The following is a 20,729-nucleotide window of genomic DNA, read 5'->3' as shown; positions in this document are numbered from 1 at the left end:
GCATGAGCCAGGTTTTCGAAGAAGCCGGTTGGACGTCCATCTGCGCGATGGTCGATATCGTTCCTGAGACCGGCGTCTGCGCGCTGGTGGATGGCGAGCAGGTTGCGGTATTCCGCGTCGGCGACGCGCTCTACGCCATCGACAATCTCGATCCCTGCTCGGGCGCCGCCGTGCTGTCGCGCGGCCTGGTCGGCAGTCTCGGCGAGCGCGTCGTGGTCGCGTCCCCGATCTACAAACAGCATTTCGACCTGCGTTCCGGAGAATGCCTGGAGGCACCGCAGCACGCGGTGCGCACCTGGCAGGTGCGCAGGCGGGGCGATGGCGTACAGGTCAGGCGCGGCGCATGAGCGAAGCGATTGCCACCACCTGTCCTTACTGCGGCGTCGGCTGCGGCGTGCTGGCGGGCATGGGTGACGGCGTCGCGCGGGTGGCGGGCGATCCGGCGCATGCCTCCAATCGCGGACGCCTGTGCGTCAAGGGCGCGGCCCTGGGCGACACCGTCGGGCTGGACGGACGCCTGCTGCATCCCATGCTGCGCGGAACGGATGGGGCGCTCCGGCGCGCGGGGTGGGACGAAGCGATCCGGCGCGTCGCCGACGGCTTCGCGCGCATCGTCGCGGAGCATGGCCCGGATGCTGTGGCGTTCTATGTGTCCGGCCAGCTGCTGACCGAGGATTACTACGCCGTCAACAAGCTGGCGAAGGGTTATCTGGGCACCGCCAATATCGACACCAATTCGCGCCTGTGCATGTCCTCCGCGGTGGCGGGGCACAAGCGCGCGTTCGGCGAAGACGTCGTGCCCGGTTGTTACGAGGATCTGGAGCAGGCCGAGCTGGTGGTGCTGGTCGGCTCCAATACGGCGTGGTGCCATCCGGTGTTGTTCCAGCGTGCGACGCAGGCGCGGGAGGGGCGCGATGGGCCGCGCGTGGTGGTGATCGATCCGCGCTTCACCGCGACCTGCGAAGCCGCCGATCTGCATCTGCCGATCCGGCCCGGTACCGACGTGCGACTGTTCAACGGACTGCTGTCGTTCCTGTTCCGGCACGGCGTCATCGACCCCGCATTCATCGACGCGCACACGACCGGATTCGATCAAGCCCTGGCAGCTGCCGAGGCCGAGGCAGGCGATCCGGCCGAGGTGGCGCGCCGCTGCGGCTTGCAGGCGGCCGATGTGCTGGCCTTCTATCGCCTGTTCGCCCGGCACGAGAGGACCGTCACGCTGTTCTCGCAGGGCGTGAACCAGTCCACCAGCGGCACCGACAAAGTCAACGCCATCCTCAACTGCCATCTCGCCACCGCGCGCATCGGCAAGCCGGGCATGGGGCCGTTCTCGCTCACCGGGCAGCCCAACGCGATGGGTGGCCGCGAAGTGGGCGGGCTGGCGAACATGCTGGCGGCGCACATGGAGCTGCACGAACCGGCGCACCGCGCCATCGTACAGTCGTTCTGGCAGTCGCCGCGCATTGCCGACAAACCGGGTCTGAAAGCGGTGGAGTTGTTCGATGCGATCGGCGAAGGCCGGGTCAAGGCCGTATGGATCATGGCGACCAATCCCGCGGTGAGCCTGCCTGATGCCGATCGCGTGCGCGCGGCGCTGGCGGGCTGCGAGCTGGTGGTGTGTTCGGACATCGTCGAACAGACCGACACCAACGCGTTCGCCCATGTCTTGCTGCCGGCGCTTGGCTGGGGCGAGAAAGACGGCACGGTTACCAATTCCGAACGTCGCATCTCGCGCCAGCGTCCCTTTCTGCCGGCGCCGGGCGAGGCGCGGGCAGATTGGCGCGTGGTGTGTGACGTGGCGCGGGCGATGGGATTCGAGCAGGGTTTCGCGTTCGCTGGTCCGCATGAGATTTTCGTGGAACATGCGCAGCTGACAGCCTTTCGCAATCACGAACCGGTCTCCGATGGCGTTCCTGCGGCGCGCAGACGGCTGCACCTGGGCGCGTTGGCGGGACTCGATCGGCAGGCGTATGACGGGCTCGCGCCTGTCCAGTGGCCGATGCCGGGGGAGGGGTTGAGTACGCCACGGTTGTTCGCGGACGGCGATTTCGCTCACCCCGATGGCCGTGCGCGCTTCGTCGCCGTGGCATCGCGTCCGCCGGCGCATGCCGTCGATCGCGACTATCCCCTGGCGCTCAACACCGGCCGCATCCGTGATCAATGGCATACGATGACGCGCACCGCGCGCTCGCCGCGTCTCAACGGCCATATCGCCGAACCCTTTCTCGATATGCATCCGCACGACGCGCTGCGCGCGGGCGTGCGCGAAGGCGAGCTGGCGCGCGTAAGTTCGCGCTGGGGCGCCATGGTCGCCCGCGTGCGGCACGGTGGCGGAATCCTGGCGGGGAGCGCGTTCGCGCCGATCCATTGGAGCGATCAATTCGCCTCCGATGCGCGGGTCGGAGGCGTGGTCAATCCGGCGGTGGATCCGGTCTCCGGCGAGCCTGAGTTCAAGCACACGCCCGTGCGCGTGGAGCCGTTCGCCGTGCGCTGGTACGGTTTCGCGCTCAGTCGTCGTCCGCTGTCCGCATCGGCGCTGAGCTATTGGACGCTGATCCGCGGCGATCGCTTCCTGCGCTACGAACTGGCGCATCGCGAGAGGCCGGGTGATATCGAGGCCTGGGCGAAGTCCTGGCTGGGCATGGGCGATGCCGCGGACGGCTGGCTGGCTTTCGAAGATCGCGATACCGGTGTCTATCGCGCCGCGCATGTGCGCGATGGGTGCATCGAAGCGTGCCTGTTCCTCGCCGCGCAACCGCATCTGCCGTCGCGCCACTGGCTCGCTTCGCTGTTTTCGCGCGACCGGCTGGATGAGGTCGATCGCGCCAGCCTGTTGTCGGGCGAGGCACCGAGCGCTGGCAGCGACCCCGGGCCGGTGGTGTGCTCCTGCTTCGGCGTGGGGCGCAACACCATCTGCGATGCCATCCGCGCGAACGACCTGGACATGCCTGCGCAGATCACCGCCGAGCTGCGTGCGGGCGGCAACTGCGGTTCCTGCATTCCCGAGCTGCGGCGCCTGATCGCCGAAGCGCGCGCGACATCCGAAGCATGAGCGGCACGGAGGCGGCCGGAGGGCCAGACACGATGAAGCTGTATCCGTTGTTCGCCGATCTGACGGGCTTGCCGGTGCTGGTGGTCGGCGGCGGTGCCGTTGCCAGGCGCAAGGCGGCCGCGTTGCGCGACGCCGGCGCGCGGGTGCGCATCGGCGCACCGCAGCTCGATGCCGAGCTGGCGGCTTGGGCGCAAGACGGGCAGGTGGCCTGGCTGGACGGCGAGTACACATCGGCCTGGCTAGAGGATGTGTGGCTGGTGATCGCGGCCACCGCGGACCGAGCTCTCAATGCCCGGATCGCGGCCGATGCCGCCGAGCGCCGCATCCTGGCGAACGTCGTGGACGATGCCGCGCTGTCGCGCTTCCACGTGCCGGCAGTCATCGATCGCGCGCCGTTGCAAGTGGCCATTTCCACGGCGGGCGCGGCGCCCGCGCTGGCGAGTCGGTTGCGTGAGGGCCTTGAGCAGATACTGGATCACGCGCTCGGTCCGCTGGTCGCTCTCGCGCAGCGTCACCGCGCGCGCATCGTGCGGCGCTTTCCCGATCTGTCGCGCCGCCGCGGGTTCTATGGCTGGCTGCACGAAGGTCCGGTGCTGTCGCTGCTTCGGCAAGCGAAGCCCGCGGCAGCGGAGCAGGCCTTGCTCGATGCACTGCGGACGGAGGGCGACGTGCCTGTGCGCGGCTCCGTCGCCCTGGTCGGCGCCGGCCCCGGACATCCCGGGCTGCTGACATTGTCCGCGCTGCGTGCGCTCGGTCGGGCCGACGTGATCCTGCACGACCAGCTCGTCGGTACCGACATTCTTGCGATGGCACGGCGCGATGCCGAGTACATCGATGTCGGCAAGCGTTGTGGTGGCCGCCACGTGCCGCAGGAGCGGATCCATCAGCTCATGCTCGCGCATGCGCGAGCCGGTCGCCGGGTGGTGCGTCTGAAGGGCGGCGATCCGTTCGTGTTCGGGCGCGGCGGCGAAGAGCTGGCGTTCCTGCGCCGCCATGGCATCGATTGCGAGGTCGTGCCCGGCGTCACCGCTGCCGTGGCCTGCGCGGCTTTCGCCGGCGTTCCGCTGACGCATCGCGATCATGCGCAGTCGCTGTGTCTGGTCACGGCGCACGGCAAGGAAGCAGGCGATACGCTCGACGGGCTGCGTCTGGCCCATCCGCGCCAGACGCTGGCGATCTACATGGGCGTGGAGAAGATTGGCTTGCTGACCACACGCCTGCTGGCTCACGGCCGTGCCCCGCATACGCCGGTGGCGATCATCGAGAACGGCACGCTGCCGCAGCAGCGCGTGGTGGCCGGGATTTTGCGGGACCTGCCGGCGCTCGCCCGGGAGCACGCGGTCCGCACGCCCGCGTTGCTGATCGTCGGCGAGGTCGCCGCTTTCGCGCGCGAACATGCCTGGTTCGGAACGCTGGTGTCGGGAAGCGACACGACGCCGGCAAGCGAGGCGATGGTCATGGAGGTCGCTTGATGGATGCAGGGAAGGCCCTGGCCGGTCGCCGCATCGCGGTGCCGGAATCGCGGGAGCTGGACCTCTTCGCGGCGCTGTTGGAGCGCCGCGGCGCGATGGTGTTGCGCTGCCCGCTGGTGGATATCCGCGATGCGCCGGATCCGGTGCCGGTGCTGGAGTGGCTGCGCATGTTCCACGCCGGCGGTTGCGACGACCTGTTGCTGTTCACTGGCGAAGGCTTGCGGCGCCTGCTGGGTGTGCTCGACCGGCATGCGCCCGACGAGCGCGAGCGTTTCGTCGAGCGGCTGGCGCAGGTGCGTATCGTGGCGCGTGGCCCCAAGCCAGGCCGGGTGCTGCGCGAGCTTGGCCTGCGCCCGGCGCTGGTCGCCGAGCCGGCCACCACGCCCGGCATGATCGCCTGCCTGAGTCAGCTCGACCTGCGTGGACGGTGTGTCGGCGTGCAGCTGTATGGCACCGAACTCAACCTTCCGCTGTTTGCGTTCCTCGCCAGTGCGGGTGCCCGGGCCCGCGCGGTGGCGCCTTATCGCTACACGGATGCGGCCGACGATGCCGAAGTGCTGGCCTTGCTCGAGGACATCGGGCAGGGCGGCGTCGACGCCATCGCTTTCACCAGCCTGCAGCAAGTGGAGCGGCTGGTTCGCGTGGCCGAGGCCCACGGGCGGCCAGGTCTGCTGAAGGAGGTGCTGTCGCGCACGGTGGTGGCTGCCGTCGGCCCTCTGGTCGTCGATGCGCTCGCGCGGCACGGCATCGCCGTTCAGGCGGTGCCGGCCGGCAACTACTACATGAAGCCCTTGGCGATGGCGCTGGTGGAGGCGCTTTCGTGATGAACGTGAATCCGGCTACTTCGCGCGCCTGATCGCCACGCCATTGATGTCGAAGTGCGCGCCCATCAGCACGGCGCAGGTAGAGGCTTTTCTCGATCAAGCGCCAAACATTTCACGATCGTGACCGTGCACGCACTCGATCGCTCGACTGCGTTCTTCGCATGTGTGATCGCGAGCGCAGCGTCGTTTTGACGCCACGTGCACAAAACGGGTTACATCGCCGCAAGGCACTAGAAAACAAGGCCTAGGAGCAAGTGCACACCAGCGCACACTCCTATAACTTTCTACCGATGGGATTGGCGCGGAGCGTCGCGCATACTCGCCGAGGTTGCCGCCCAACCCTTTGATCTCGGGACTAAAAGTCATCGGGCGGCAGAACGCGTCGAGCGCTCGATGAGCTCCTAGGGAGAAGGGACGATGCCGGCCATGCTGGGCCAATCCAAAGCTTTTGAGCAGATGCGCACACAGCTGCATCGCTATGCCGGATGCGACGTGCAGGTGTTGATCGAGGGCGAGACCGGCACCGGCAAAGAACTCGCCGCCAGGGAAATCCACTATGCCAGCGCACGCAGCGAGCGGCCGTTCGTGCCGGTGAACTGCGGCGCGCTGCCGGACAACCTGATCGAAAACGAACTTTTCGGGCACGAGCGCGGCGCCTACACCGACGCCAAGAGTGCGCAACCGGGTCTGATCGATCATGCGCGCGGCGGCACGTTGTTTCTGGACGAGGTCGATTCGCTGTCCAGCAAGGCGCAGGTGACCTTGCTGCGTTTTCTTGAGAACAACGAGTACCGCCCTGTCGGCGGCGGTGTGGCGCGCGTGTCGAATGCGCGCGTGGTTGCAGCGACCAATGCCTGCCTGGAAGCGCAGGTGGCGGCCGGCCGGTTCCGGCGCGACCTGCAATACCGGCTCAATGCGCTGCATGTACGCCTGCCGCCGCTGCGCGAGCGCGAAGGCGATATTCCGATGCTGGCCGAACATTTTCTGCGGCAAGTCGCCCAGCGGCTGGATCGGCCGGCGCGGCGCTGGACGCACGAGGCGCTGCAGGTGCTGGAGGCACACCGTTGGCCGGGCAATGTGCGCGAGCTGGAGAATGTCGTGCTGCGGGCATGTCTTGGCACGGAGACTGCGGTGATCGGTGCTTCGATTCTCGATGGGCTGATCGCGCCCGTGGTTCGCGGTTCGTCTTTGGCGGCGACGGATGAGCCTCAGGACAATGCGCAGTTGCATTACGTGTCGGCCAAGCAGCATGCGGTGTGTGCGTTCGAGCGCTCGTACCTGTTGAGTCTGATGAAGCGGGCGGCAGGGAATATCACGGCAGCGGCGCGCCTTTCGGGGACGGAGCGCAGGCAGCTTGGGAAGTTGCTCAAGAAACATGGAATCGAGACGGCGGAGTTTCGGTAGCGGGGTTTGCGGTTTTCGCCATGCGCGTTGCTCTGTGCGCCGCTCTGCTTTTTTTGCGAGGACACCACACTTCTCCCTCTTCCCTCCGGGGAGAGGGCGGGGTGAGGGGCGTGTGCTCGCCACGAGCATGCCTACCTTTGGCCATTATTCCTGCGTAGGCGGGTGGCGCTTGTTTCTCGCTCGTCGATACGTTTGATGCATTCGTGTCTCGCCCCACGGGCGAGGGTTTCGTCCCGCTGCCGCGGGCCGAGTTACTTCTCTTTGTTTGCCCAACCCCCCGAGGGGGCCTGGAGAGAAGTAACCAAGAGAAATGGCACCCCGGCACGTCGCCCTGCGCAGCTGCGCTGCTCCGGGTGCGTGAGGGCTGGCCGGGCTTTTCGACACGACATCCATGTCGTGTCGAAAAGGAGCCGGCATCCATGCCGGCTCCCCCTTCGTGGCCTGATCGTCCAGCCCTCACCGACGTACAGGGGACCCTGGTAGATCAAAAGCCAAGATCAAAGGCCAAGATCAAAGGCTGAGAGCAGCCGCCAAGAGCAATTGCGTGTGTCCTTGTGATTGGTGTGAAAAGGTCGTGATGCTCAAGGGTGGTCTATGGGTATTCGTTGACCCACCTGCGCTCGCGAGGCGGGTCAAGTCTTACCCGGTTTTGCGGCGACTCCTTGCGAAGTGCCTTGTTTTCAGCGGTTTTGCGCGCCGCCGACGCTGGCACGCGGATTGCCTTAGTCACCGTCGACGTGGAGGTGACGCATGGGCCCTCGGCAAAACCCGGAGCAAACCGACTGGCGTGAAGTGGAGCGTGCGGTGCTGGCCTATCTGGCGCAGCACCCGGATGCCGCTGACACGCTCGACGGCATCGTGAGCTGGTGGTTGCCGCAGCAGCGCTACGAAACCGAACGCCGACGCATCGAGAAGGCGCTGGGTCATCTGGTCGAGCGCGGGCAGTTGCGTTGCGACCGCCTTCCTGGCGGCGCCGTGCTGTACGCACTGAGCCGTGCCGAGCCTCCGCCGCTGCACTGATCGACGCACTCCGCCATCACTGAGGAAACAGTCATGCCAGCCACCCTGAGTTATCCAGGCGTCTATATCGAGGAGATTCCCAGCGGCGTCCGCACCATCACCGGCGTGGCGACGTCGATCGCCGCCTTTGTCGGCCGCGCTGCGAAAGGGCCGATCGATGCGGACGCCGATGGCCCGGTGACCGTCAACAGCTACGGCGATTACGAGCGCAGCTTCGGCGCGCTGGATCCGGCCTATCCGATGGGTTACGCGGTGCGCGATTTTTTCCTCAACGGCGGCGCGCAGGCAATCATCGTGCGGCTGTACAAGGGCGATGCCAGCAAGGCCTATGCGCAGCTGGCCATCACCAATCTGCCGCTGCAGGCGGCATCGGCTGGCACCTGGGGCAATCAGCTGCGGGTGCGCATCGACAATCATGTTTCGGCTGACGTGGCAGCTTTGTACGGCTTGACCGCCGCCGACCTGTTCAACGTGACCGTGCGCGACATGACCAGCGGCGCGCAGGAAAGCTTCCTCAATGTCAGCGTGAAGGAAAGCCCGCGCCGCGTCGATCGCGTGCTCAAGGCCAGCTCCGCGCTAATTCGCGTCGCCGCCAGCCTCAGCCTGCCGGCGACCACACCGCCTGCGGCGATGTCGGACACGGTGCCGGCGGGCAAGACGGTGTGGGATCAGGACGGCACCTCCAGCGGCGTGTCCACCTCGGCGCTGGACAGCGCGGCATTGGACGACGCCACTTATAACGGCGATCCGAATGCCAAGACCGGCATGTATGCATTGAAGAAAGTGGATCTGTTCAACCTGCTGTGCATTCCGGCCGATACGCGCGGCGGCGACACCAGTGCCGCGGTGTACCAGACCGCCATGGCGTTCTGTGTAGAACGGCGTGCGCTGCTGATCGTGGATGCGCCGGCGGCGTGGACCAGTGCGGGCGCGATCACCCAGTCGAACAACGCCGCGCTCACCGCGCTGGGCCTGACCGGAACGGCGGCACGCAATGCCGCGCTGTTCTTCCCCCGGGTGATCGAGTCCGATCCGGCGCGACAGGGCCAGCTCGATACCTTCGTGCCTTGCGGCATCGTCGCGGGCGTGATGGCGCGCACCGATACGCAGCGCGGCGTATGGAAGGCCCCGGCGGGCCTGGATGCCGCGCTCAATGGCGTGCAGGGGCTCAGCACGGTGCTCACCGATGCCGAGAACGGCATGCTCAATCCGCTGGGCGTGAACTGCCTGCGCAACTTCCCGCTGAGCGGGCCGGTGGTGTGGGGTTCGCGCACCTTGCGCGGCGCCGACCTGCTCGCCGACGACTACAAGTACGTGCCGGTGCGGCGCCTGGCGCTGTACATCGAAGAGAGCCTGTTCCGAGGCACGCAGTGGGTGGTGTTCGAACCCAACGACGAGCCGCTGTGGGCGCAGATCCGCCTCAACGTCGGCGCCTTCATGCAGAACCTGTTCCGCCAGGGCGCCTTCCAGGGCAAGTCGCCGACGGACGCGTACTTCGTCAAATGCGACGGTGAAACCACCACGCAGAACGACATCAACCTGGGCATCGTCAACATCGTGGTCGGCTTCGCGCCGCTCAAGCCCGCCGAATTCGTGGTCATCCAGCTGCAGCAGATGGCCGGCCAGATTCTGACCTGAGGACAATGTCATGGCTCAATTCAGCGTCAATGCCCAGCGCTTCGATCCCTACAAGAACTTCAAGTTCCGCGTGAAGTGGGACGGCCGCTACGTGGCCGGCGTCAGCAAGGTCTCCGGTCTCAAGCGCACCACCGAGGTGGTCAAGCATCGCGAAGGTGGCGATCCCAGCAGCAGCCGCAAGTCGCCGGGGCGCACCGAGTACGAGGCGATCACCATCGAGCGTGGTGTCACCCATGACCTGGAGTTCGAGAAGTGGGCGAACAAGGTCTGGCATTTCGGCGCCGGTCTGGGTGCCGAGGTGTCGCTCAAGGACTTCCGCAAGGATCTGATCCTGGAGGTCTACAACGAGGCCGGTCAGCTGGTGTTGTCCTACAAGCTGTACCGCTGCTGGGTGTCGGAATACCAGGCGTTGCCGGACCTGGACGCCAACGCCAACGCCGTGGCGATCCAGCACCTGAAGCTGGAAAACGAAGGCTGGGAGCGCGATGTCGGCGTGCAGGAGCCCACCGAGCCCAGCTTCACGATACCGGCGGGCTGAGCCATGCGTACGCCGACCGCCGCCGAGTGGCTGCAGGCCTGGGAGCGCGGCGGTGACGCCTCCGCCGCGGCGCGCAGCCTGTACCTGCTCGGCGCCAGTGACGACTTCGACGACGACGCGCTGCTGCATCTGCCGTTGGGACAGCGCGACGCCTTGCTGCTGCGGCTGCGCGCGCGCCTGTTTGGGCGTCGTATCGAGGGCGTCGCCGCGTGCCCTGCTTGCGGGCGCATGGTCGAGGCCGGCTTCGATGCCGATGCGTTGCTGCTGGGGCAGGAGGGGGCGGTGGCAACGCCGGGGGAATTCGAATGGCACTCGCCGGCATATGGTCTGCGTGCGCGTTTCCGCGCGGTGGATTGCAGCGACCTGCTGGCCTTGCAGGATTGCGTCGACACCGCGGATGCGCGGCGCCTGCTGATCGAGCGCTGCGTGATCGAAGCGGTCGATGTCCGCAGCGGTGAGCCAGCGGCGGACCTGCCCGACGCCTGGCAGGCCGAGCTGGCCCAGGCGATGGGCGCTGCCGATCCGCAGGCCGATCTGCAACTGGCATTCCATTGTCCCGACTGCGAGCACGACTGGGAGCCTGCATTCGATATCGCGCGGTTCCTGTGGCAGGAGCTGCACGCGTGGGCGCTGCGCCTGCTGCGAGACGTGGACACCCTGGCCCGTCACTATCACTGGAGCGAAGCGGACATCCTCGCGATGACGCCGCGTCGCCGCCAGGCCTACCTGGAGCAGTGCGCGCCGTGAGCGATTTTCTCGACCGCGTGGCTGCACGCGCCATCGGCAGCGAAGCGATGCTGTCGCCACGCCTGCCGTCGTTGTTCGAGCCTGCGGCGCGTGGTGGCCCGGCGGTCGTGGAAGAGTCGCTCCAGGTTCCGGCGGCCGTGCCGGCGGAGCGCGCATTCGATCCGGAGCCGGCAGACGCGCGTCCGTCGGAGCGCAAGACGGTGCGGGCCGACGTGCCGGTGCCAGCCTTGGCGCTGCGTCCGGCGAAAGAAACCGCCGGCCAGGCCGCGCCGCGCGAACGCGTCGTCGTGGTGGACGAGGGGCGGCTGCCCGCTCCGCCTCCGCCGTCTCCGCACAAGCCTTCGGCCGAGCCAGTGGTGTCACGCGCTCAGCCACGCAACGATCGGATACAGGCGGGGGACCTGCAGCCGGTGCGCGAAACGCACATCCTGCGCGAGCGACTCGCGACCGCCGAGCCGCGCGACGAGCGCATCGGTGCGCTGCTGCCTCCGGCGCAACCGGTCTTCGCCACGCGGCACGAGCCGGGGGCGCGCGCCACGCATCCCGCTCCGCAAAAAACGCAGGCAGGTGCGCTGGCCGATGCGCCGCGGGAATCCCGGGAGCCCGTGGTGCACGTCAGTATCGGCCGGCTCGAGGTGCGCGCGGCGCCCGCGAGCGCACCTGCGCCGCGTCGCCAGGAAGCGCCGCGCCCGAGCGCGCTTGACGACTATCTGCGCCAGCGCGGCGGGGGCACCTCATGAGCAACGTCCTCGCCATCGCCGCGGCCACGCGCACGTTGCGCAATGTGCTGCTGAATCGCATGCCGCTGCTGGACGCCGACCTGAGCGATCTGGAAGTCACGCTGCAGCCGCCGGACATCGCGCGCAAGGGCATCAGCAAGGCGCAGCTCAATCTGTTCCTCTACCAGGTCGTCTACAACGCCGGCTGGCGCAACATGGACATGCCGGGGCGCGTGCGTCCCGGGGAAATGGCGCAACCGGCGCTGGCGCTGAATCTGCATTACCTGATCACGGCCTGGGGGCGTGGCGACAGCGACAACGACGCGGTCAGCCACCGGGTGCTGGCGGCGGCGATGAGCACGCTGCACGACCGCCCGCTGCTGGATGGCGACGATATCCGCAACGCGTTGCCCGACAATGATCTGGCCGATCAGATCGAGCGCGTGCGCCTCACGCCATTGCCGCAAAGCGTGGACGAGCTGTCCAAGCTGTGGACGGCATTCCAGACCAATTACCGCGTGTCGTCCGCCTACGAGGCGACGGTGGTGCTGATCGACAGCCAGGCGCCGTCGCGTGCCAGCCTGCCCGTACTGCGGCGCGGTGCGCAGGATCGCGGCGTGATCAGTTCGGCCTCGATGGCGCCATCGCTGAGCGCTGTCGCGCTGCCGCACGCACAGGCGGCGGCCCGGCTGGGCGACGATCTCGTGCTCAGCGGCAATCAGCTGGCGGCCGCCAATATGCTGGCCCGCTTCAGCAGCCTGCGCCTCGATGCGCCGGTCGATATCGCGCCGATGGAGGGCGCGGCGCCGGGTACGCTCAAGGTGCATCTGGCCGACAGCGTCGAGGATGCGCAGGCGCCGTCACGCTGGGCGCCGGGCATCTACACGGTGTCGCTGCTGGCGCAGCCGCCGGGGCTGCCGGCGCTGCTCAGCAACGAGTTGCCGCTCGCGCTGGCGCCGTCGATCACCATCAGCCCGCTCACCGGATCGCCCGGCACGCAGCATCTGAGCCTGACCTGCCTGCCGCGTATTCGCGACGGGCAGCGCGTCTTCCTGCTGTTCGGCGACCAGCTGGTGACGCCCGTCAGCATCACCAACCCGGTAGATCCGCAGCAGCCTACCGCGCTGACCTTCGACGTGCCTGGCGTGGGCGTCGGTACGTATACGGTGCGCCTGCGCGTGGATGGCGCCGACAGCATCCCGGTCGATTTCACCGGCCCGGTGCCGGTGTTCGCCAGCAATCAGCAGGTGGTGGTGTCATGAGCGATTACGCGCAGTGGCTCGCCGCGAACGATCAGTACCTGGCGGCCGCCCTGGCCGATCTGCGCGCGCGTCTGCAGCGTGCCGCAGGCCAGGATGTCCCCGCGTCGGCGAGTGCCGCGCGCAGCATGCCGCTGGTGCCGGTGACCGTGGCGCCGGTGGCGGCGGCCGAGGCGCGGCACAAGTCGTGGCTCGCGCGCGTGTTCGGCGAGCATGCGGCGGCGCCCGCGCCATCAGCGGCGCAGGACGCGGCGCCGGATGAGCCGCAGACGCATGAGGACGAACCACCACAGACGACCATGGCCTTCGATGCCTCGCCGGCCCAGGGCGACGAGGCGACGTTCGTGCCGGCACTGCAGTTGCTGGCTCAGCGCCTGGGCTTGTCCGACTTCGAGCGCGACGTGCTGCTGCTGTGCATCGGCATGGAGCTGGATACGCGCATGCCGGCGCTGTGCGCGCAGGCACAGCACGACCCGGCCAAGCCGTGGCCGACCTTCGCGCTGGCGTTCGCCGTGCTGGATCAACCCAGCTGGGATGCGCTGTCGCCGGAGCGTCCGCTGCGCTACTGGCGCCTGCTGGATATCCATCAACCGGGCCCGCAGCCGTTGATCGGCGCCGCGCTGAGCGCGGACGAGCGCATCGTCAATTTCGCCAAAGGGCTCAATTACGTCGACGACCGGCTGATGCCGCTGCTGACGCCGCTGCGCGCGGCCAGCCTGCCGCCGTCGCAGCAGGCGGTGGCCGACCGCATGCTCGACAGCCTGCGCCACCTGCCGGTTGGCGAGCCTTTGCCGACCATGCAGCTGATCGGCGCCGACGGTACGAGCAAGCAGGCCATCGCTCAGACCGTGGCGGCGGCTTTCGGCGCGCAGGCGTTCCGCCTGCCGGCACCGCTGCTGCCGCCGGGCATCGCCGAGCAGGAAATGCTGATTCGCCTGTGGCGGCGCGAAAGCCAGCTGATGCCGGTGGCGCTGTACGTCGACGCCAGTGCCATCGATAGCGCGGATGCGGCGGCGGGTCCGGTGCGGCGTTTCCTCGCACGCGTCGGCGGGCTGGTGTTCGTGGATACGCGCGAACCGTGGAACGATGGCGCCACGCATGCACTGAGCGCGGACGTGACCAAGCCCACCGCGCTGGAGCAGCGCACGCTGTGGCAGCGCCTGCTGGGCGAAGATGCCGACGCGCATTCGCGCCAGCTCGCCGGCCATTTCGATTTCAATCCCGGCAAGATCGGCGACATCGCGCATACCGCGCTGGCGGCCGCCGGGCAGGAGGTCGAGGGGCTGGGCGAGGCGCTGTGGCGAGGTGCGCTGGCGCGCACGCGCCCGGCGCTGGATCAGCTCGCGCAGCGCATCGAGCCGAAGGCGACCTGGGACGACCTCAAGCTGCCCGACACCGAGAAGAACCTGTTGCGGCAGATCGCCGACCAGGTCGCGCAGCGCAGCGTGGTCTACGACGACTGGGGCTTTCGCGAGCGAATGAATCGCGGTCTGTCGATCAGCGCGCTGTTCGCGGGCGAGAGCGGCACCGGCAAGACCATGGCGGCCGAGGTGATCGCCAACGCGCTCGGGCTGTCGCTGTACCGCATCGATTTGTCGGCGGTGGTCAGCAAGTACATCGGCGAGACCGAGAAGAACCTGCGCAAGCTGTTCGATGCGGCCGAGGAAGGTGGCGCGATCCTGTTCTTCGACGAGGCGGACGCCCTGTTCGGCAAGCGCAGCGAGGTGAAGGACAGCCACGACCGCTATGCCAATATCGAAGTGAATTACCTGCTGCAACGGCTGGAAAGCTTCCGTGGCCTGGCGATTCTCGCCACCAACATGAAAAGCGCGCTGGACAGCGCCTTCCTGCGCCGCATCCGCTTCGTGGTGAACTTCCCGTTCCCCGGCGTGGCCGAGCGCAAGGCGATCTGGTCCTCGGTATTTCCGCTCAAGGCGGCCACCGCGGCGCTCGACATCGAGCGGCTGGCCCGGCTCGCGCTGACCGGCGGCAGTATCCAGGGCATCGCCTTGAACGCGGCCTTCATGGCGGCCAAGGCCGGTGGCCTGATCAACATGCCGCTGATCCTCGATGCCGCGCGCGCCGAATTCCGCAAGCTCGACAAGCCGGTCAACGAGGCGGACTTCCGCTGGCTGGAAAGCGCAGGAGGGCAGTCGTGAGCATCGAGCTGCATATCGAGCGCCTGGTGATCGACGAGGCTGCGCTGGGCGGCGAGCGTGCGGCCGCGTTGCGCCAGGCGATCGAGCGCGAACTGCGCCGGCAGCTGGGGCGGCCCGGCGTCGCCGAGGCGCTGTCCCGCATGGGTTCGGTTGCCGCGTTGCCTTCAGCGGTGCTGCCGCCCGCGCAGCCGCGTGCCTCGTTTGGCGTGCGTGTCGCGTCGGCCGTGCAGCAAAGCCTGGACTTCCACGCCGGTGGCGGAGCGAAGGCTCATGGCTGAGCGAAGCACCAGCCTGCAGCTGAGTCCGCCTGCGTCCGCGCCGCCGCAGGGCGTGCGGCTGCAACGCAAGTGCGCCTGCGGCGCGCATTCGCCCGGCGGCGGCGAGTGCGCGAACTGCGCGAAGAAGCGGATGCAGCGCAAGTCGCATGCCGACCATTCCAGCGATGCGTTCGAACGCGAGGCCGACCGGGTGGCCGAGCAAGTCACCTCCAGGGCGGCCTCGCCGACGGGTGAGGGTGTCGTGCGAAACGGCCTGCATGCGGCCAGTCGTGCGGACGGGTCCCTGGAGTCCGCCCCCGCGAGCGTGACGAGTGTGCTCGGTCATGCGGGGCGGCCGCTCGAGCCGGCGCTTCGGCAGGATATGGAGATGCGCTTCGGTCACGACTTCTCGCGCGTGCGGGTGCACGCCGATGGGGCGGCGGGGCAGTCGGCCAGGGATGTCAGCGCGCATGCCTATACGGTGGGGAACGACGTGGTGTTCGGCGAGGGCAAGTTCGCTCCGGGAAGCCACGACGGTCGCTTGCTGCTCGCCCATGAGCTGGCGCATGTCGTGCAGCAGACCTCGTCCGGCGGAGCGCCTGCGCTCATGCGCAAGGGTTTCGAGAGTACCGTCCAGGTCTGTCATCGCGTGCTCGAGTCGCGCAAGTTCGAGGTCAGCAGCGGCGGCCTGCGCGTCGTGCTGGCCGCGCAGCGGCCGAATACCGAGGTACCCGATTGCGACAACTTCGACTTCAGCGTCACGCTGACGCGATCGGTCGACTGGTGGCCGGACAAGGAGATCGGCACCTGTACCGGGAGCACCGGCGGCATCCGTACGTTCCAGTACTCCGGGCTGCCCGCGGGCACTTATTACCTGACCTTCTCGCGCACGTTCGACAACCCGAACTGTTGCCTGGAAGGCGATCTGGAGGTGTTCGACGAAGCGCAGCAGGGCGACGGCGAGGGCTGCCGGCGCGCCAAGGAATTGACCACGATGGATATCGTGCATGGCGCGCTCGATATAGCGGGGTTGATCCCCGCGCTGGGCGCGATTCCCGACGGCATCAATGCGGGCATTTATGCGGTCCAGGGCGATTGGGTCAACGCGGGGATTTCCGCCGCTGCGGCCCTGCCGGTGGCGGGCGACGGGCTTCTGCTCGCCAAGATGGCCGGCAAGACCGTCATCAAGGTCGAGGCCAAGACGGCCGTCAAGCTCGGCGAGAAGGGTCTGGCCAAGGAGCTCGAGGCCCTGAAGGTCGCCAGCAAAGCCGAAGGCAAGGCGGTCAAGTCGGCGGAGAAGTCGGCGTTGGAAGCCTCGGAGAAGGCCGATGCCAAAGCCCTGGACGACACCTTCAAGGGCGGCAAGGGCGAAGCCGCGCATGAAACGACCAACCAGCTCAAGCGCGGCAACCTCGGCGAGAAGCTCGCCACCGAATCCCTCGCGGCCGATGGCCACACCATCCTGAACTACAAGCCGGGCATCGCGGGCACCAATCAGGGCGGCATCGACATGGTGACCATGAAGGGCGACTTCGTGTACTTCGTCGACAACAAGGCGCTCACGCGCGGCGGCAATGTTTCCTCGGTGTCCGCGCTGACGACGAACTTCTCCAAGAACAAGGCGACCGCCCTGAGCGAACTCAAGGCGGCCTTGAGCAAGGCACCCACCGAATCCGAGCGCCGCGTGCTCCAGCACGCCGTGGACGCGATCGAGGCAGGCCGGTTCAAGAAGGTGGTGACCAACGCCAACCTCACCAGGAACGACGCGATCCTGAGCGGCGTGACCAAGAACCTCCAGTCCCAGGGCATCGAGTTCATCAACGTCTTCTAGCCATGACTGTCGCCACGCACGCCAAGCAGCATTCCGTCGCCACGCCCGTCGCGATCGGCGGTCGCCTGTTGCAGCGCAAATGCGCCTGCGGCACGCACGCGCCCGGTGGTGCCGGCGAGTGCGGCGAATGCAAGAAGCGCAAGGAGGCGCAGGCCAAGCTCCGCGTGGGTGCGCAGGACGACATCTACGAGCGCCAGGCCGACAGCGTGGCCGACGCCGTCATGCGCGGGGCGAGCCGGTCCGCGGGCGCATTGCATGAGGTGGCGACGATCCGGCGTGCGCCGGACGGTGGTGGTTCGGGCGCAGGTGTCGCGCCGCCTCGGGTCGGCCAGGTGCTGAGTGGTGCCGGTCATCCCCTGGATGCCGCCACGCGCGCCTTCATGGAGCCGCGCTTCCGGCAGGACTTCAGTGGCGTGCGAGTACATACCGATACCGAGGCTGGCGAGTCCGCCCGGGCCGTCGGCGCACTCGCCTACACGGTCGGCAACCACGTGGTGTTCGGGCGTGGGCAGTTCCAGCCGCATACGCAGGCTGGCCGCCATCTGCTGGCCCATGAGCTGACCCATGTGCTGCAGCAGGGTGAGGGCGTGCTGCGCCGGGCGCCCGATCCGGCGGTGCTGAAAGAGTTCGACGAGCGCGCCGCCAAGATCAAGAAGGACAAGGTGCTGCTGAAACAGCCCTTCACGGCGCAGCAGGAAGTGAATCAGATCCTCATCGAGGCGCGCACGCGCGACGATCCGCTTTACTACGCGGGCAAGATGGAAGAGCTGCTGGCAACGAAAGAGCAGTCCGAGGAAGAGCAGGCCAAGGAAACCGCCGCGGACACCAAGGATGCTGCTGATGCCGAAACGACCCGTGCCGCGAGCACGACGGGGCAGGCGCACGTAGGCGACGAAGAGGCGGTCAGCGCTCAGCCGGGCCGCGTTTTCAGCAAGATGAAAGCGCCGGGCGGCGAGACCTTCCTGATCGATGCGCGCGACGTCGCCGACATCGCGGTCAAGGTGAAGGTGCATCTGATCCGCGCCGGCAAGGGCACGGATGACGACGTGAAGCGCGTCAAGTCGATGCAGGATGCCATCGAGAAGCGCTCCAGCACGCTGGGCTATAGCGTGGATCTGGATTTCGTCGAGAAGTCCGGTTCGGATGTGTTCGACGTAAAAGTCGATACCAGCCAGTGGACCGTGTCCAACAACTGGGTCGGCGACGACGCGGCGATGGCCCACGAGCTGCATCACCGGCTGGGTCTTTCAGAAGATCGCTACAACTACATCGAGGCCCACGCGACCAACGAGAAGATGCACGTCAAGGACCGTATCCACTGGTTCCTGATGGAGCTCCACAAGAAGGTCGACAACAACCCCAATTCCATCATGAACGACAACGTGCACTCGCCGCTGGACGACGATGTGTGCCGCGTCGCGGGCAAGTCGTCGAAGACGGATCTGGATGCCTGCGTCAAGCAGCGCACCGATGCGCGCAACAAGGTGCTCGGGCCGCCGCTGGGCATGGCCGCGCGCTGGGCCTTCAAGGCCTTCGAGCGCCTGTCCGGGTTGGCGCCGGAGCCGGCGCATTCGGAGAAGAAGGGCGAGCCGACCATGGAGGACCTGATCCGGCGCCGCGCGGCGAGCATGGCGACACAGCTCTTCGGCACGCCGGTGGCGACCGGCAAGCTGGCAGACCAGGTCGGCGCGACCCGGATGGAGCTGACGCTGTGGAACCTGCAACTGGTGTCCGCGCTGATCGACGGCTGCGACAGTTCGCCGACGGTGTCTCAGCAGGAGCGGCCGCGCATCCGCCTGTGTCCGGAGTTTCTGCGGATCGGGCCAGAGCAGCAAGCGGATGCGCTGCTGCGCGAAGCGTTTCACCTCACAGGCGTCGGCAGCGCCGGTACGGATGCGGCATGCGCCACGCCCGGCTGCGACGAGGCATGCGGCAACGCCAGCAATGCCCAGGCGTGGGCGCGTCTTACCCGTTGCGTGGCGGAGATCTGAGCATGGCATCGCAACGGCCGGCGATTCGCAGCACGACGACGGAGCCCGCGCGGGGGCGAAGCGCGACGAACCTGGTTCAGCGCAAATGCGGCTGCGGTACGCACAGCACCGGCGGCGAATGCACCGAATGCGCCAAGAAGCGCGAACTGGTGCAGCGAAAGGGCGGGCATGGCGCAGTGGCGCACGAAGCGCCCCCCATCGTCGGAGAGGCGATCCGGTCGACCGGACAGCCGTTGGCACCCGCGACGCGTTCGTTCATGGAGTCGCGTTTCGGACAGGATTTCAGCCAGGTGCGCGTGCACACCGACTCGGTCGCGGAGCGCTCGGCGCATGCCATCGATGCCCAGGCCTACACCGTGGGTCAGGATGTGGTCTTCGGCCGGGGGCGCTATGCGCCCGAGAGCGGTGCCGGCCGGCACTTGCTGGCGCATGAGTTGGCGCACGTGGCGCAGCAGAGGAGCTTGTCCGCCGGCTTGCAGCGGTTGACCATCGGCCAGGCCGACAGCCCGCTGGAGCGCGCGGCCGATGCGGCGGCGGACGCGGCGTTGTCGGGGCATGTCGTGCCTGCGGCATCCGCCGGTGCGGATGCGGGCGGCGTGCAGCGTGCGGGCATGGGCGACGTGCACGAGGCGGAGGGTCGCCAGCTTGAACTCGATGCACGCGCCGACGCCGCCGCGAAGAAGATCGTCGGGCCGATGGACGGCAAGTTGGTGACGCCGGAAGAACACAAGGCGATCGATGCGCTGTTGGCCAAGGACAAATTGCCGGCGGCCGCTCCGCTGGCGCACGCCCAGGGCGCGAACTTCCTGCTGCACGATACCTCCGCGCCGATCGGTGCCGCGTCCATCGCCAAGGAGCAGGCCGAAGGGCGCGGGCCGCTGGGCAAGGGCGTGAGCGCCTATGCGCCGCGCGACGGCGCACCCACCGTTGCGCGGCCGGATTTCTTCGAGACGAGGCGTCCCACCACGACGGAGCGTGAGAAAGCGCTCGATGTATTTGCCGACCCCGTCGCCGACGCGAAACTGAAGAAGCCGGAAGAGAAGCTCGAAGCCTGGACCAAGCGCCGCGACCTGTTGTTCCGGCAAGCCTGGAATGCCGCCACGCCGGCGGCGCAGCAGGCCGCGATGGACGGCGCGCTGGCCGGCAAGAACCTCACCCCGGCGGAAATCGCCGCCGAGGAGAAGGGCACGACGAAGGGCAAGGGCAAGAAAGCCAAGCACGTGCCGGGCGCGGCCGAGCAGCTCGACAGCGGCTCCACCGACAAGATCATGACCACTGGCGGCTGGTCCGTCGGCGAGTTGTGCAAGAAGAACGATTCCGCTGGCAGCAAGAGTGTGGCGCAGCCCGGCTCCGAAAAAGCGATGCAGGGCGCCTGCGATGGTCTTCGCGCCTACTTCGGTCAGCGCGAAGTGCGCACCGCTTACACGGCCAGTGTGGAAATCGTGCAGGAAGGCGTGAAGAGCAAGAAGGGCAACCAGAACACTTGCGATCCCAAGAATCCGAACCTGAAGCCGCTGCCGAATCCGCCATACAGCGACAACCAGTACGCCAGCGTGGCCGGTCTCTATCTGCGCGCCGCGCACATTGCCGGGCGGTTCCCCGCAGTAACGACGCATTTCGTCGAGGACGCGTTTATCCAGGGGCATTGCGATCCGCGGTGTTTCGACCTGGGCCGCCTCTATCGCGAGATTGCGGCGCTCATCGGGCATCCGGCCGGCTGCACCTACGGGCCCGTGCCCAGCTACGGACGCACCTGGGGCGTCAACAACATCTGGTGGGATGACGGCGTCTGTCATGGGAAGCCGCCATGAGCATCTA

16 protein-coding genes are annotated in these 20,729 nt (G+C 67.6%); all 16 read left to right on the top strand.

Features of this window, described 5'->3' with window-relative positions; all coding sequences use genetic code 11:
- Positions 1–2 precede the first annotated feature (2 nt).
- On the top strand, positions 3–347 hold the full coding sequence (nirD, locus tag ACNR9O_RS09580; protein WP_473681151.1) for a nitrite reductase small subunit NirD: 345 nt from the start codon (positions 3–5) through the stop codon (positions 345–347).
- Positions 344–3,052 (top strand): molybdopterin-dependent oxidoreductase, encoded by a 2,709-nt coding sequence (locus ACNR9O_RS09575; RefSeq protein WP_473681153.1) that lies wholly within the window; start codon positions 344–346, stop codon positions 3,050–3,052. Before nirD ends, ACNR9O_RS09575 begins: the two co-directional genes overlap by 4 nt.
- A 32-nt stretch (positions 3,053–3,084) precedes the next feature.
- Positions 3,085–4,524: a siroheme synthase CysG gene (gene cysG / locus ACNR9O_RS09570; protein ID WP_473681155.1), complete on the top strand. Its 1,440-nt coding sequence runs from the start codon at positions 3,085–3,087 to the stop codon at positions 4,522–4,524.
- Complete coding sequence (locus ACNR9O_RS09565) at positions 4,524–5,348, top strand: uroporphyrinogen-III synthase (RefSeq protein ID WP_473681157.1); 825 nt, start codon at positions 4,524–4,526, stop codon at positions 5,346–5,348. Before cysG ends, ACNR9O_RS09565 begins: the two co-directional genes overlap by 1 nt.
- A gap of 417 nt (positions 5,349–5,765) precedes the next feature.
- Complete coding sequence (locus ACNR9O_RS09560) at positions 5,766–6,752, top strand: sigma 54-interacting transcriptional regulator (protein ID WP_473681159.1); 987 nt, start codon at positions 5,766–5,768, stop codon at positions 6,750–6,752.
- A 750-nt stretch (positions 6,753–7,502) separates the two neighbouring features.
- A complete protein-coding gene (locus tag ACNR9O_RS09555) occupies positions 7,503–7,772 on the top strand; it encodes a hypothetical protein (protein ID WP_473681160.1) in 270 nt (89 codons plus the stop codon).
- A 33-nt stretch (positions 7,773–7,805) separates the two neighbouring features.
- Positions 7,806–9,410 (top strand): phage tail sheath family protein, encoded by a 1,605-nt coding sequence (locus ACNR9O_RS09550; RefSeq protein WP_473681162.1) that lies wholly within the window; start codon positions 7,806–7,808, stop codon positions 9,408–9,410.
- A 10-nt stretch (positions 9,411–9,420) separates the two neighbouring features.
- Positions 9,421–9,948, top strand: a complete 528-nt coding sequence (locus tag ACNR9O_RS09545) for a phage tail protein (protein ID WP_473681164.1) — start codon at positions 9,421–9,423, stop codon at positions 9,946–9,948.
- Between the two features lie 3 nt (positions 9,949–9,951).
- Complete coding sequence (locus ACNR9O_RS09540; protein ID WP_473681166.1) at positions 9,952–10,695, top strand: T4 family baseplate hub assembly chaperone; 744 nt, start codon at positions 9,952–9,954, stop codon at positions 10,693–10,695.
- Complete coding sequence (locus ACNR9O_RS09535) at positions 10,692–11,435, top strand: hypothetical protein (RefSeq protein ID WP_473681168.1); 744 nt, start codon at positions 10,692–10,694, stop codon at positions 11,433–11,435. The genes ACNR9O_RS09540 and ACNR9O_RS09535 overlap by 4 nt, the downstream gene beginning before the upstream one ends.
- Entirely contained in the window at positions 11,432–12,676 is a 1,245-nt protein-coding gene (locus ACNR9O_RS09530) for a Pvc16 family protein (RefSeq protein WP_473681170.1), read from the top strand. The genes ACNR9O_RS09535 and ACNR9O_RS09530 overlap by 4 nt, the downstream gene beginning before the upstream one ends.
- Positions 12,673–14,832: an ATP-binding protein gene (locus ACNR9O_RS09525; RefSeq protein WP_473681172.1), complete on the top strand. Its 2,160-nt coding sequence runs from the start codon at positions 12,673–12,675 to the stop codon at positions 14,830–14,832. Before ACNR9O_RS09530 ends, ACNR9O_RS09525 begins: the two co-directional genes overlap by 4 nt.
- Entirely contained in the window at positions 14,829–15,110 is a 282-nt protein-coding gene (locus ACNR9O_RS09520; protein ID WP_473681174.1) for a hypothetical protein, read from the top strand. The genes ACNR9O_RS09525 and ACNR9O_RS09520 overlap by 4 nt, the downstream gene beginning before the upstream one ends.
- A complete protein-coding gene (locus tag ACNR9O_RS09515) occupies positions 15,103–16,920 on the top strand; it encodes an eCIS core domain-containing protein (RefSeq protein WP_473681176.1) in 1,818 nt (605 codons plus the stop codon). The genes ACNR9O_RS09520 and ACNR9O_RS09515 overlap by 8 nt, the downstream gene beginning before the upstream one ends.
- 2 nt (positions 16,921–16,922) lie before the next feature.
- Positions 16,923–18,911, top strand: coding sequence for an eCIS core domain-containing protein (locus ACNR9O_RS09510; protein ID WP_473681178.1), 1,989 nt, complete (start codon positions 16,923–16,925; stop codon positions 18,909–18,911).
- Between the two features lie 2 nt (positions 18,912–18,913).
- On the top strand, positions 18,914–20,722 hold the full coding sequence (locus ACNR9O_RS09505) for an eCIS core domain-containing protein (RefSeq protein ID WP_473681180.1): 1,809 nt from the start codon (positions 18,914–18,916) through the stop codon (positions 20,720–20,722).
- Positions 20,723–20,729: the final 7 nt, after the last annotated feature.

The sequence above is a fragment of the Dyella sp. CR10 genome (assembly GCF_055814425.1).
Note: the sequence above shows the minus strand (reverse complement) of the source record. Positions and strands in the feature narration are given on the sequence as shown.